This window comes from Rhizobium sp. WYCCWR 11128 (assembly GCF_013416305.1).
GTDB lineage: Bacteria > Pseudomonadota > Alphaproteobacteria > Rhizobiales > Rhizobiaceae > Rhizobium > Rhizobium indicum.
In genome coordinates, this window is record NZ_JACCEZ010000010.1 from 112,089 (window position 1) to 125,241 (window position 13,153).

Annotated in this window: 11 protein-coding genes and 1 other RNA gene; 3 read left to right on the forward strand and 9 right to left on the reverse strand. The window is 61.3% G+C overall.

The features are described from left to right. Positions 1–35 precede the first annotated feature (35 nt). The 7 genes from HX898_RS25855 to tkt all read right to left on the reverse strand — a co-directional run bounded on the left by HX898_RS25855 (position 36) and on the right by tkt (position 8,917). Complete coding sequence (locus HX898_RS25855) at positions 36–1,061, reverse strand: class I fructose-bisphosphate aldolase (RefSeq protein ID WP_072640618.1); 1,026 nt, start codon at positions 1,059–1,061, stop codon at positions 36–38. A gap of 225 nt (positions 1,062–1,286) precedes the next feature. Further along, the gene (locus HX898_RS25860) at positions 1,287–2,489 is read right to left on the reverse strand and encodes a phosphoglycerate kinase (protein WP_180196176.1); all 1,203 of its coding nucleotides are present in this window, start codon (positions 2,487–2,489) and stop codon (positions 1,287–1,289) included. Positions 2,490–2,559: 70 nt separating this feature from the next. Beyond that, on the reverse strand, positions 2,560–4,434 hold the full coding sequence (locus HX898_RS25865) for a potassium/proton antiporter (RefSeq protein ID WP_138390940.1): 1,875 nt from the start codon (positions 4,432–4,434) through the stop codon (positions 2,560–2,562). A 491-nt stretch (positions 4,435–4,925) separates the two neighbouring features. Further along, positions 4,926–5,105 (reverse strand): hypothetical protein, encoded by a 180-nt coding sequence (locus tag HX898_RS25870; RefSeq protein WP_138333424.1) that lies wholly within the window; start codon positions 5,103–5,105, stop codon positions 4,926–4,928. Between the two features lie 181 nt (positions 5,106–5,286). Continuing rightward, positions 5,287–5,601 carry a hypothetical protein gene (locus tag HX898_RS25875; protein WP_003552580.1) on the reverse strand — a complete coding sequence of 105 codons (315 nt, stop codon included), beginning with the start codon at positions 5,599–5,601 and terminating at the stop codon, positions 5,287–5,289. A 250-nt stretch (positions 5,602–5,851) separates the two neighbouring features. Beyond that, positions 5,852–6,862 (reverse strand): type I glyceraldehyde-3-phosphate dehydrogenase, encoded by a 1,011-nt coding sequence (gene gap, locus HX898_RS25880; protein ID WP_171600624.1) that lies wholly within the window; start codon positions 6,860–6,862, stop codon positions 5,852–5,854. A gap of 81 nt (positions 6,863–6,943) precedes the next feature. Further along, on the reverse strand, positions 6,944–8,917 hold the full coding sequence (tkt, locus tag HX898_RS25885) for a transketolase (protein ID WP_180196177.1): 1,974 nt from the start codon (positions 8,915–8,917) through the stop codon (positions 6,944–6,946). A gap of 333 nt (positions 8,918–9,250) precedes the next feature. Here tkt and HX898_RS25890 point away from each other — a divergent pair, with 333 nt between their 5' ends. From HX898_RS25890 to ssrS, 3 genes are all read left to right on the forward strand, one after another. After that, entirely contained in the window at positions 9,251–9,526 is a 276-nt protein-coding gene (locus HX898_RS25890) for a DUF4164 domain-containing protein (protein WP_012758879.1), read from the forward strand. A 124-nt stretch (positions 9,527–9,650) separates the two neighbouring features. Then, positions 9,651–10,028, forward strand: a complete 378-nt coding sequence (locus tag HX898_RS25895; protein ID WP_003542783.1) for a cell division protein ZapA — start codon at positions 9,651–9,653, stop codon at positions 10,026–10,028. Positions 10,029–10,097: 69 nt separating this feature from the next. Beyond that, positions 10,098–10,256, forward strand: a non-coding RNA gene (gene ssrS, locus HX898_RS25900) — 6S RNA. A gap of 81 nt (positions 10,257–10,337) precedes the next feature. Here the strand turns inward: ssrS and HX898_RS25905 are convergent. Both HX898_RS25905 and HX898_RS25910 read right to left on the reverse strand, forming a co-directional pair. Continuing rightward, a complete protein-coding gene (locus HX898_RS25905; protein ID WP_138333430.1) occupies positions 10,338–11,825 on the reverse strand; it encodes an esterase-like activity of phytase family protein in 1,488 nt (495 codons plus the stop codon). Between the two features lie 245 nt (positions 11,826–12,070). Further along, a complete protein-coding gene (locus tag HX898_RS25910) occupies positions 12,071–13,057 on the reverse strand; it encodes an NAD(P)-dependent oxidoreductase (RefSeq protein ID WP_138333432.1) in 987 nt (328 codons plus the stop codon). Between the last annotated feature and the right edge of the window lie 96 nt (positions 13,058–13,153).

A 13,153-nucleotide genomic window follows, 5' to 3' on the forward strand; every position in this document is an offset into this window, starting at 1 on the left:
GCCGCTCCCTGCCCATTAGTTCAAAGCTCCAAAACTCAGGCTGCCTTTTCCAGGTCTTTCTTCCAGTTGCCCTTGGCGGCAAGGCTGTTCATCTCGGCGCGGTGGGTGAATTCGCGCTGGCCGGCAGCGACGTTTTCCTGCTTGCCGTTCCAGGCCCTGAGCGCGCTGTCCTGCAGGGCGCGGCCGTAGGAGAAGGTGACGAACCAGGGCAGGTCGCCGCTGGCATTGATCGCCGAAAGATGGGCTGTCGCCTCTTCGGTCGTTTGGCCGCCGGAAAGGAAGGCGATGCCGGGAACGGCGGGAGGAACGGTCGCCTTCAGCACCTTGACGGTGCGCTCAGCAACTTCCGCGACCGAGGCCTTGCGGGCGTTCTTGCCGTCGATCACCATGTTCGGCTTGAGGATCATGCCTTCGAGGTTGACGCGGGCATCGGCCAGTTCCTCGAAAACGATGCGCAGCGTGGATTCGGTCACTTCGGCGCAGCGGTCGATATTGTGATCGCCCGGTTTGCCGTCCATCAGGCATTCCGGCTCGACGATCGGAACGATCCCGGCCTCCTGGCAAAGTGCGGCATAACGAGCAAGCGCCTGAGCGTTGGCGCGGACGGAACCGCGGGTCGGCAAGGTCGACGAGATGGCGATGACGCCGCGCCACTTGGCGAAGCGGGCGCCGGCTTCATAATATCTGGCAAGGCGCTCGCCGAGACCGTCGAGGCCCTCAGTGATGGTTTCAGCGGGATATTTGGCCATCGGCTTGGCGCCGGTGTCGACCTTGATGCCGGGGATGGCGCCGGCTGCGCGGATGATATCGACGAAGGGCGTGCCGTCCGCGGCTTTCTGGAACAACGTCTCTTCGAAGAGGATGACGCCGGAGATATATTTCTTCATCGCCTCGTCTGAGCGGAAGAGCATCTCCCGGTAGTCTCGCCGGCTCGTTTCGGTCGATTCGAGGTTGATCGTGTCGAAACGTTTCTTGATGGTGGAGGTCGATTCATCGGCGGCGAGCAGCCCCCGGCCGCCTGTAACCATCTGCACTGCAATGTCTTCCAGTCGTTCGCTCATTTCGTTCTCTCCACAACAATAAACATCGGCACTTCAGGAATATAGAACGCGGATAACAGAAGTTTATAGGAAGGAAAATGGAAGGCTAAGTCATTGAAACGATTGAATTCAATTCAATCGTTTGAAAGTTGGGATTTTTTTCATCCTCTGAGCAAAAGACCGCGGAAGCTGTTTTTCTTCCACGGTCTATCCACATGTAAAATCTGCGAAATTCAGTCTTGCGGATTACCTTGCAGTGTTGAGGACCGCGACGCCGGGAAGCTCTTTGCCTTCCATCCATTCGAGGAAGGCGCCGCCGGCGGTCGAAACATAGGTGAAATCGTCGGCAACGCCGGCATGGTTGAGCGCCGAGACGGTGTCGCCACCGCCGGCAACGGAGGTGAGCTTGCTGGCTGCCGTGCGCCCAGCGGCGTATTTCGCAGCAGCGACCGTTGCGGCATCGAAGGGTTCGATCTCGAAGGCGCCGAGCGGGCCGTTCCAGACCAGGGTTGCGGCGCGTTCGATCCAGGCGTTGATGGCCTCGACGGATTTCGGGCCGACATCGAGCACCATGGCATCGGCGGGAATGGCGTTGATATCGACCGTCTCGTTGGCGGCACCCGCCTTGAACTCGCGGGCAATCACGCCATCCTCCGGCAGGATGATGGCGCAGCCGGCGGTCGCGGCCTCGATCATGATCTGTTTGGCGGTTTCGGCGAGATCATGTTCGCAGAGCGACTTGCCAACATTGGTGCCGCGGGCGGCGATGAAGGTATTGGCCATGCCGCCGCCGATGACGAGCGCATCGACCTTCTTCACTAGGTTCATCAACAGGTCGATCTTGGTGGAGACCTTGGCGCCGCCGACGATCGCGACGACAGGGCGAGCGGGATCACCGAGGCCCTTCTCCAGCGCTTCCAGCTCGGCCTGCATGGTGCGGCCGGCATAGGCTGGCAGGTGGTGGGCAAGACCCTCGGTCGAGGCATGGGCGCGGTGGGCGGCCGAAAAGGCGTCGTTGACATAGATGTCGCCATTGGCGGCAAGCGCCTTGGCGAAGTCTGCGTCGTTCTTTTCCTCGCCCTTGTGGAAGCGGGTGTTTTCCAGAAGCAGGATATCGCCGTCATTCATCGCGGCAACGGCGGAGGCGGCGGCTTCGCCGATGCAGTCGGGGGCCGTCAGCACGGCATGATCAAGCACTTCCTCGACGGAAGGGGCAATCAGCGACAGCGACAGATCCGGCGAAGGGCCATCCTTCGGCCGGCCAAAATGGGCCAGCAGGATCACCTTGGCACCCTTTTCGGACAATTCGAGGATCGTCGGCGCCACACGCTCGATGCGCGTCACATCGGTGACCTTGCCGTCTTTCACCGGGACGTTGAGGTCGACGCGGACGAGAACGCGCTTGCCGCGGATGTCGGAAAGATCGTCGAGGGTCTTGAAAGAAGGCATGGGGAGGATCCTGTCGTGGTTGGCGAAAGTTGCGCCGAACATAGCAAGGATCATTCGAGACGCAAGGCGTTCAGCGGCCGTTTTCGCGTGTGCCTTCGTCGCGTCCTGCCGGCGGTTTCGGCGTGCTTTCGGAGGCTGCGGTTTCCCGGTTCCGGCGTCCGTTCAGCCGGTCGCGGATGCGCTGGATGATGTCCTTGAGATTGAGGAAGATCGGCAGCGTAATTGCCGGTTCGACGGCTTCGAGCGACATGCCGACGGAGGTGATATGATCGTGCTCGTCTAAATCGCGGACGATGAGGATGATCGAGCCGAGGCGGACGCGGTCGGCATAATCGGCCTTGCCGCCGAGGCGCTGCCGCATCAATTCGGCGATCGTCAGGCCCTTTTCGGATTCGTTGAGCAGGCCGGGGCCATAGGCGGCGTCGAGATCGGCGGCGGGGCGGGCAGGAGAGAGCGCGAAGGCCCCGAAGAATTCGGCATCGTCGTCATCGACAGGCGCCCGGCTGGCGAAGAGCCGGTCGAGCAGGCGGGAATAGCTCGGTACGATGAAGAGGTAGACGAGATCGTGCTCGCGCAGCCGCCCGGCATATTGATAGCGCATCGACTTGCCGTCGCGGATGACGAGCGAGGGGGTCGCCCAGCGCGGAATGCGCTCGCCGCGCAGCACCGGGCTATCCTTGATGACGCGGTAGGAGAGCAGTTCGTGGTTGGCCGCGCCCGGCAGGTCGACCTCGACCTTGTCGACGGCGCCGATGCGCGGCGGAATGATCAGCCCGAGCTTTTTGGCGACGGGTTTGATCGTCCAGCCCTGGAGGAGCAGCGAGACCAGCACGATGATGAAGGCGGTGTTGAAATAGATCTGACCGTTCTCAAGCCCGCCGAGGATCGGCATGATGGCAAGCAGGATGGAGACGGCGCCGCGCAGGCCGACCCAGGCAACGAAGCCGATTTCCTGCTGCGTGTAATCGAAGGGAAGCAGCGACAGCCAGATCGCCAACGGCCGGGCGACGAAGATCAGGAAGAGGGCGAGCAGGATGGCCGGCACGATAATGACAGGGAATTGCGACGGCGTGGCGAGCAGGCCGAGCACCAGGAACATGATGATCTGCGCCAGCCAGGTCATGCCGTCCTGGAAGCGCTTGATGGTGCCGATCGCCTGCATCTTGCGGTTTCCGGCGTAGATGCCGGCGACATAGACGGCGAGGAAGCCGCTGCCGCCAACCGCGCCGGTGAAGGAGAAGACGAGAAGAGCGAGCGCCAGCACGAAAATCGGCGTCAGGCCGCGATCGGTATCGAGCTTACTGACGATCAGCACGATCATCATGCCGCCGAGCAAGCCGAGAATGACGCCGAGGCCCATCTGCTGCACGAACATGGCGAGCATGCCGATATTGATGCCGGCATAACGCTCGCCGCTCGCCAGCACCTCGACGAGGGCGATGGTGAGGAAGATCGCCATCGGGTCGTTGGTGCCGGATTCAACTTCCAGCGTCGAGCGCACCTTGTCGCGGATGTTGATGCCGCCGATGCGCAGCAGGAAGAAGACGGCGGCGGCATCCGTCGACGCGACGATCGAGCCGAGCAGCAGTCCTTCCAGCCAGGTGAAATTCAAAAGCCACATGGCGGCGAAGGCAAAGAGCGAGGCGGTGATCAGCACGCCGACCGAGGCGAGCGCCAGAGAGGGCACGGCCGCCAGCCGGAAGGCCTGCATCGGCGTGCCGAAGCCGGAGTCGAAGAGGATGACGGCCAGCGCGATGGAGCCGAGAATATAGGCGAGATAATTGTTGCTGAACTCGATGCCGAGGCCATCGACGCCGGCGGCAAGGCCGATCATCAGGAAGAGCAGCAGCAGGGGAGCGCCGAAGCGGAAGGCGAGCAGGCTCGAAAAAGCGGCAAGAAGCACGAGCGCCGTCGAAACCAGCACCACGATATAGAACGCTTCCATGCCCACTCCTTTCCATCGACTGCTTCGCGAACACAGCCGCCCCGGCCGATCCGCCTTTATTCAACCCCTCCGTCACGCGCGGCGATCCGTCAGTAAACGGCAAAACGTCAGAGAAGGGTAGGCCTTGCGGCTTAACCTCGTCGCGATGCTGCTTCATGCTGCTGAACGGCTGCCGGACGGCCAACCGACACGGAATGCTACGGGAGAAATTCTCTATAAGGAATGTATAGGAAAATCAGGCGAGAGCAGGGCAAAAAAGACAGGCATGGATTTTTCCTGCCGGTATCTGCGAATGGCAACAGAATAAGACCCGCTCCTCGTTTCACCCGGCCCGTTTGCCTTGTCCAATGACGGGAAGCCTGGATTGCACGCGCGGATGCGGAGAGGGGAAAATGAGCGCTGAGAGATTTCGATATCGGGTGGACATGCCGGCCGCCCAGCGAGAGCAGCCGGCTGCAGTCTTGTGCCAGAAGCGGCCGGCTCTTGCGCTGCTATCCTAACACTGCCTGAAGTATGACGATGGCGAGAAACGAGAGGCCAATGAACGCGGCGACCCAGATGACCAGACGATTAGCCTTTGCCAACACGGCAGGTCTGACGTCCCGCTTGGGGTGAAACCGTTGCCGCCGTTTGAGGGTGGTGTGGGACAAGCGTTTTTGTGTCTCTGCCATTTATCAACTCCACTTGGCTCACTTTAGCCATTGTGCAGTGCTGCGCATTTGCTCAATCTAACACGCTTGGCCAGCGGATTGCCAACCCATGATCCATCCTTGCGGGCCGGAATTCGTCGACGAGGTTTTTCGCGCAGGGACGCCTATCGAATTCGAACCCGAAAAAGATGCGGATCGTCGGTCAGTCTTCTGTGTCCTCGCCCTCGTCGGTCAGATCCGCGACCGGGACCAGGAACACGACGAACTCGTCCTCGATGGTCCGTTCGGGATCATCGTCGAATTCATAGGCGTGCTCGACTTCGCTTGCTTCCTCGGTGGTCGCCTTGCGCAGGCTCAGGGCCGCTTTGCGGTCCCAAAGAGGCTTGCCTTCGGATTCCAGGACGGTCAGATCGTCGCGAAAGTCTTCCGCCTCGAAGAAATGCGTCGCTTCCTCGTGATTTTCCGAGCGAAAACTGGCAACGGCGCGGCCGGCGATTTCAACGGTAAAATAATCCATCCATCTCTCTCATTTTCATGCGGGCGACAGTGCTACCGCACGGTATTGGCGTTCCGCACCTGGCCGGTGGCCGATGCGACGTGAGGAACCTGGGCATTTTGGAATGTCCAGGGTGACGTATTCTAACAGATCTCATCCGGGCAATGGGCGAAAAGATGCCAGTGCGGGAAGGCCGGTTTCGTTTGGAGGCGCGGCAACAAAAAGCGGCCCGGTTTCCCGGGCCGCTTACATCTCGATGCCTCAAGTGCGCTCAGATGAGCTTGGCGAAAGCGACTGCGGTGTCGGACATGCGGCTGGAGAAGCCCCACTCGTTGTCGTACCAGGACAGGACGCGCACGAAGTTGCCTTCCATGACCTTGGTCTGATCGGTTGCGAGGATCGACGAGTGGCTGTCGTGGTTGAAGTCACGGGAGACAAGCGGCTCGTCGGTGTAGCCGAGGATGCCCTTCAGCTTGCCGTTGGCAGCAGCCATGATGGCTTCATTGATTTCGCCAACGGTGGTCGCCTTCTTGGAGACGAACTTGAAGTCGACGACCGAAACGTTCGGGGTCGGAACTCGGATCGAGGTGCCGTCGAGCTTGCCTTTCAGATGCGGCAGAACGAGGCCGACTGCCTTGGCTGCACCCGTCGAGGTCGGGATCATCGAGAGGGCGGCCGCGCGGGCGCGATACAGGTCCTTGTGCATCGTGTCGAGCGTCGGCTGGTCGCCGGTATAGGAGTGGATGGTCGTCATGAAGCCGTGGTCGATGCCGACGGCGTCGTCGAGAACCTTCACGACCGGCACCAGGCAGTTGGTGGTGCAGGACGCGTTGGAGATGACCAAGTGCTCCTTGGTGAGCTGGTCATGGTTGACGCCGAAGACGACCGTCAGGTCGGCACCATCGGCAGGCGCCGAGACGATGACGCGCTTGGCGCCGGCCGTCAGGTGGGCGGCAGCCTTGTCGCGGGCGGTGAAGATGCCGGTGCATTCCATCGCGATGTCGACGCCGAGTTCGCGGTGCGGGAGCGTTGCCGGATCCTTGATCGCCGTGACCTTGATCGGCTTGCCGTTGCCGACGATGATCGAGTCACCCTCGACCTTCACCGTTGCCGGGAAGCGGCCGTGGATCGAGTCGTAGCGCAGCAGGTGGGCGTTGGTTTCAACCGGACCAAGATCGTTGATGGCGACGACTTCGATGTCGGTGCGGCCGGATTCGACGATGGCGCGAAGGACGTTGCGGCCGATGCGGCCGAAACCGTTGATGGCAACCTTGACTGTCATGTTCATTCACTCCCGATAGAGTAAGGCCCGATAGCGAGGGCCTGGAATTGAGGAGATGGAGAGCGCCTCAAGGCGCCCTCATTAAAGCTTTGCTTCCGCGGCCGCAACGACGGCGTCGGCGGTGATGCCGAAATGCTTGTAAACTTCCTTGACCGGGCCGGAAGCGCCGAAGCTCTTCATGCCGATGAAGGTGCCTTCCGGTCCGATGAACGCATCCCAGCCTTCGCGAACGGCGGCTTCGACGGCGATCTTGACCGGCGAGTTGCCGAGGATTTCCTTGCGATAGGCTTCCGGCTGCTCGAAGAACAGTTCCGTGCAGGGAACCGATACGACGCGGACGGTGACGCCCTTGGCTTCGAGTGCCGTACGGGCAGCAACGGCGATTTCGACTTCGGAGCCGGAGGCGAAGATCGTCACTTTGGCGTCGGCATTGCCGGCCAGCGTGTAAGCACCCTGTTCGCAGAGGTTCTTTTCGCTGTATTCGGTGCGGGCTGCGAGCAGGTTCTGACGCGTCAGAGCAAGGCCCGAAGGACGGTTGTGCGTCTTGATGGCGATCTGCCAGCATTCCGCTGTTTCCGTGGCGTCGGCCGGACGGAAGACCATCAGGTTCGGGATGGCGCGCAGACCGGCGAGCTGTTCGACGGGCTGGTGCGTCGGGCCGTCTTCGCCGACGCCGATCGAGTCATGCGTCAGGACGTGAATGACGCGGATGCCCATCAGCGAAGCAAGGCGGATCGGCGGGCGGCAATAATCCGAGAAGATCAGGAAGCCGCCGCTATAGGGGATGAGGCCGCCATGCAGCGCAATGCCGTTCATGGCAGACGCCATGCCATGCTCGCGGATGCCCCAATGCATGTAACGACCGGCGAAATCCGTCGGCGTGATCGAATGCATCTGGCTGGTCTTGGTGTTGTTCGACGGCGTCAGGTCGGCGGAGCCGCCGAGCGTTTCCGGCAGGAAGCCGTTGATGACCTCGAGCGCATCTTCCGAAGCCTTGCGGGTCGCAACCGTCGGCTTGGTCTCGGCGAGCTTCTTCTTATATGCGCTGATCGCGGCGTCGAAACCTTCCGGCAGATCGCCTGCCATGCGGCGGGTGAACTCTGCCCTGGCCGGAGCCTTGGCGAGACCGTCTTCCCAGGACTTGACGAGGTCAAGGGAGCGGGCGCCGGCTGCACGCCAGCTGTCGAGAACATCAGACGGGATGACGAAGGCTTCGGCTTCCCAGTTCAGCGCCTTGCGGGTGGCCGCAATTTCTTCGGCGCCGAGCGGGTTGCCGTGGACCTTGTGGGTGCCCTGCTTGTTCGGAGCGCCGAAGCCGATGATCGTCTTGCAGGCGATGAAGGTCGGGCGGTCGGACTTATGGGCAGCTTCGATCGCGCCGGAGATAGCGGCCTGATCGTGACCGTCGATCTCGATCGTGTTCCAATGTACCGCCTTGAAGCGGGCGATCTGGTCGGTGGAATCCGACAGCGAAACGGCGCCGTCGATGGTGATCGAGTTGTTATCCCAGAACAGAACGAGCTTGTTGAGCTTCAGGTGGCCGGCGAGCGCGATGGCTTCGTGGCTGATGCCCTCCATCAGGCAGCCGTCGCCGCAGATCGCATAGGTATAGTGATCCTGGAGATCGGAGCCGAACTCCTCGCGCAGCTTGCGTTCGGCAATCGCCATGCCGACGGAATTGGCAATGCCCTGGCCGAGCGGACCGGTCGTCGTTTCGATGCCGGTGGCGTGACCGTATTCCGGATGGCCGGCGGTCTTCGAGCCGAGCTGACGGAACTGCTTCAGATCCTCGATCGTCATGTCAGGATAGCCGGTCAGATACAGCACCGAATAGAGCAGCATCGAGCCATGGCCGGCCGACAGCACGAAGCGGTCGCGGTTTGGCCAGTGCGGCTTCTTCGGATCGAACTTCAGATATTTGGTGAACAGGACCGTTGCCACGTCGGCCATGCCCATCGGCATGCCCGGGTGGCCGGAGTTCGCCTTTTCGACGGCGTCCATGGCGAGAAAACGGATCGCATTCGCCATCCGGTCGTGTTGTTCGGGAGAGGTCATGGCTTTTCCGCAAGTTCCGGGTGTCGGGGGATGGCCTCGAGCCTCCAAGACCATCGAGTGAAAGCGGCAGAGACATAGCAGTTGGGACGGGCAAGTCAATAAATGGCAGGCCAAATCCGGGCGCGCAGCAGCGATTTTTGACATTTGATCGCACGATTGTACAAATGACGAATCTGATGTGGCGAGCCTATGTAAAACGCTCATCCACAGGATAGGCCGGTGGGCAAGTGACAGGATTTATTGACGGGCCGTCGGCGAGCTGCATATCCTTTTGAAATCGCAGGATCGGCGCGGCGTGCCGATTCGCGGATCCTGCGCGGGAATCGGAAAGACATGATGCCCACAGGCAAAACCATGGAAGCAGCGCTCAACGAATTGAGACAGGCGATATCGAGCCTCGAAAACGCCGTCGACATGCGCGTCGAGCGGCAGCGCGAGCAGGGCGAGATCGAGGGCGAGGTACGGCGTGTGCACGCCGACCGTTCGCGACTGGCGCAGGAGCTCGACCAGGCCGAATTCCGCGCCAACCGGCTGGAAGAGGTCAATCGCGAGGTATCGCGGCGGCTGGTGACGGCCATGGAAACGATCCGCGCAGTTCTGGATCGCTAGAACAGGATGATTTTAGGCCAGGCCCAAAATCTGAATCCTGTTCTAATTTAAAGAGTTAGAGCATGATGTCGTCCGAAAACCGCTCACACTTTTCGGCATCATGCTCTTATAGAAAGAGTTTGGCATGGCGCAGGTGACGGTAACGATCGACGGCAAAGCCTATCGCATGGCCTGCGAGGAAGGGCAGGAGGATCACCTGACCGATCTCGCCACCCGCTTCGACCGCTATGTCGGCCATCTCAAGGATCAGTTCGGGGAAATCGGCGATCTCAGGATCACCGTCATGGCCGGCATCATGATCACGGACGAGATTGCCGAGCTGACGCGCCGCGTTGCCGGATTGGAATCCGAGCTCGAGACGCTGCGCGGCAATCGCGATACGGTGCTTGCAGCCACCGCCCGGACCGAGGAAAATCTTGCCGCAGCGCTCAGTGAAGTGTCGAGCCGCATCCGCGGCATCACCGACAAGCTGAACGGCCGGTCGGCCCCCGAACTCAATTGATCTCAATTAAATAGGGGCCGCCTTCCGTCGCCACTGGCGCGCCAGCACAAACGACCTTATATATCGGCATGCGGTCTGCGCCTCTCGACAGGAACCACAATCCCTGGGGCCATACTCGATCCAAAGGGAGCTGTCCCTGGCCAGGCCCGTGGGCCTGGACACACGGCGCCCACCTACGTTTGTAGGCACCCAGGATCGTAAACATCCATCGGTGGTCGTGGATCGCACCCTTTCCTTCCATTTTCAGCGAAGACGCCGGATATGGCGGGCGAACGTGGTTTGCGCGTCCGCCCTTCTTCAGTGCGTCCGTTACTTCTTCAGGCCTGGAAGGGTGACCTGGAAGACCTGGAACATGGTGTCGACGTCGGCACCGCCGTCTGACTTGTAGGCGGCACCCACCTGGAAACCATCCTGCGTCAAGAAGTCGTTGTCATTGGCGACGAACAGGAAGTAGTCGTCCGGCAGGTTCGGGTCGAGAACGCTCGCAAGACCCATGGCTTCCCACTTTTCCGACAGATTGTTCTTGTCGTTCGGCGCGCCGTTGTGCAAGCCGAAGCGGGCGAGATCGGCCTTGTCGTTGAGGTCGATGAAGGGTGTCAGCGTCGCCTGTGTCAGCGAGGGATCGACGACGCCCTTCGGCGCGATCGGCTTGCCGTCATCGAAATCGCTGCCGGCGATGTCGGTCGCGGCGGAAACGTCGACGATGTCGACCTTGCGGTAGAGCGAGGTGTCGCCCTTCAGGCCCTGGCCGTTGCCGCTGTCACGGGCGAGCATCAGGAAGGTCTTGTCGGAAAGAGCAATGATTTCGCTCTCGGCGGCGATCGTCGTCTTGTCCTTGGCATCCTTGAAGACCGGCAGCGGCACGACATATTCGTGCACCAGTTTCAGGTGATCGGGATCGGCGGCGTCATAGATCAGCGCGCGGGTATTCTGGCGGGTCGAGCCGGAATCGCCGCCGTCCTGGCGGGCAGCCGATTGCAGCACAGCGATGATGAACTTACCATCAGGCGTTATCGCCATGCCTTCGAGACCCTGGTTGTTCTGGCGGCCGGTCTCCGGATCTTTCGGGTCCGGAGCGGAGGCGCCGGGACCGGGATTGTTGGAGGCAAAGCTCAGCGCGCCCTTGCGCATCGGCAAAAGCGCCTTCGGCGGCTGGGTGGCGGAGAGCAGGTGGCCGTCGGCCGAGAAGCGGTAAATATAAGGCCCGTATTCGTCGCTGACGAACATGCTGCCGTCGGCCATGCGGATGATGGCTTCATTGTCGAGCGCGATCTTGCCGTTCGTCGCCTGCGGTAGCGCGGGAAAATTGCCGGCAGCGGGGCGGACGCCGGATTCCGGGTCGAGGCCGGTCATGTCGCCGCCCTTGTCGTCGACGAAGAGTGTGGAATCGACGAGCTTTGCGTCGACGCCCGACTGTTCCTTGCCGGCCTCGGGTGCTGCACGCGGAGCGGTCGGCGTCAGCCCGATCGAGATGGTGTTCAGGCGAGGACGATAGTCGACGGTGCCGACGGCGTTGTAACCGCGGTCGGGCAACAGGTAGAGCGTGCCCTTGTACCCGGCGCCGTCGCGGCTCCAGGCGGCGGGATCGACCGCCATGCCCGAGCCGGAACCGAAGGTCTCGCCGAATTTGTCACGCTGGTTGGCCGGAATGCGGCCGATGCCCACCAGGCCCTTGTTGACGAAGGTGAGGCCGCCGACGGTGGCGGAATTCTCGGCCACTGCGACGACTGGCACGGCGGCGGATGCCGCGAGAACCGCGGCGAACAGCCGCGCTGTGTAAGGTCTGACATTCTTCATGCAAATACCCTCTCGGTCAAAAGCGCTCTCGAAACGGCTTCCGCCCGCAGGCTGGACACCGCTTCAAATGACACCCCCGGCCTGGATTCGATTTCCCGATGGCACAACACGCCCTGGATTTCGTCGCCCCATATCCCCGGCAGACGGTCTATGACGGGATCATGATATCTGGATGACGCTTTTCAGTGAAAAGCCCATGCCAAAAGGTGTGAGGCTTTTGCATATTCGCATTTCAGCTCGCTGCTCTATCCGACCGGGTAAGGCCCCTCGGCAAAGACCTCGTCGTGGTAGCCTTTGGAGCCGACATCCAACGCCAAGGGGCTTCGCCACTCCCTGTTGTCGCGCAGGCAATCGAGCACGAAACGGAAATCATATCGCGGCTGCCAGCCGAGTTCCCGCCTTGCGCGTTCGTTGACATAGACACGGTCGAGCGAAGGAAACATTTTCCAACCCCGTGATGCGTAGAGAGAAGCTGCACCCGGGAGCAGTCGTTCGACGACGGGAGGCGCGTCGCGCCTGATCTCGGCAAGATCCCTTGCCGAAAACGGCGTCGTGGCGGAGATGATGTAGCGGCCAAAGCCGATTGCCGGCGCCTTTTCGAGCGCCTGCAGATGAGCGCCGACCACGTCGGTGATATCGACGCGGCGGTGAAGAAGCTCGTTGGCCTGGGCGTTTTCAGCCGAATAGCCGTTGCGAATGTCAGGATCGTCGTCGTTTTCGGGAAAGAAACGCGAAGTCCTGAGAATGACCACCGGCAGACCGGATTTGCGGGCGAAGAGTTCGCATAGACCTTCGGCAGCGAGTTTCGTCACGCCGTAGATGTTTTTCGCGACGGGAAGCACGTCCTCGGTCACCCATGCCGCCGGTTCGCCGGCAGCAGGAGTCAATGCTGCGCCGAAGGTACTGGTGGTGCTGGTGAAGACGAAGCTTGCAACGCCTGCGGCGGCCACTGCTTCTTCGAGCAGGTTAAGGGTGCCGGCGATATTGGTGTCGAGGAAATCGCGATTGTCGTGGGTTGCCACATGCGGTTTGTGCAGCGTCGCGGCATGGATGACGTGGCTGATGCCAGACATCGCCTGGCGGACGAAGGCGCGATCACTGATCGAGCCGACCATGTCGGTAAAAGCCGAGGGCTTGATATCGATGCCGCGCACCCACCGGCTTTCCGCCCTCAAGGTTCGCATCAGCGCCTCGCCGAGATGGCCGGCACTTCCCGTTACCAGTATCGTCATCACATCGTCTCCTGACCGCTCGGCCGCGGACGCTATAAAGACTGGCGTTTCCGGACAACGCATAAATTATGCAGGGGAATGCAGGAAAGCTTGAGG

Bases quoted from the DNA above. Each gene is read 5' to 3' on its own strand.
- HX898_RS25855 (WP_072640618.1), bottom strand. From the start codon at position 1,061: ATGAGCGAACGACTGGAAGACATTGCAGTGCAGATGGTTACAGGCGGC.
- HX898_RS25860 (WP_180196176.1), bottom strand. From the start codon at position 2,489: ATGCCTTCTTTCAAGACCCTCGACGATCTTTCCGACATCCGCGGCAAG.
- HX898_RS25865 (WP_138390940.1), bottom strand. From the start codon at position 4,434: ATGGAAGCGTTCTATATCGTGGTGCTGGTTTCGACGGCGCTCGTGCTT.
- HX898_RS25870 (WP_138333424.1), bottom strand. From the start codon at position 5,105: ATGGCAGAGACACAAAAACGCTTGTCCCACACCACCCTCAAACGGCGG.
- HX898_RS25875 (WP_003552580.1), bottom strand. From the start codon at position 5,601: ATGGATTATTTTACCGTTGAAATCGCCGGCCGCGCCGTTGCCAGTTTT.
- gap (WP_171600624.1), bottom strand. From the start codon at position 6,862: ATGACAGTCAAGGTTGCCATCAACGGTTTCGGCCGCATCGGCCGCAAC.
- tkt (WP_180196177.1), bottom strand. From the start codon at position 8,917: ATGACCTCTCCCGAACAACACGACCGGATGGCGAATGCGATCCGTTTT.
- HX898_RS25890 (WP_012758879.1), top strand. From the start codon at position 9,251: ATGATGCCCACAGGCAAAACCATGGAAGCAGCGCTCAACGAATTGAGA.
- HX898_RS25895 (WP_003542783.1), top strand. From the start codon at position 9,651: ATGGCGCAGGTGACGGTAACGATCGACGGCAAAGCCTATCGCATGGCC.
- HX898_RS25905 (WP_138333430.1), bottom strand. From the start codon at position 11,825: ATGAAGAATGTCAGACCTTACACAGCGCGGCTGTTCGCCGCGGTTCTC.
- HX898_RS25910 (WP_138333432.1), bottom strand. From the start codon at position 13,057: ATGACGATACTGGTAACGGGAAGTGCCGGCCATCTCGGCGAGGCGCTG.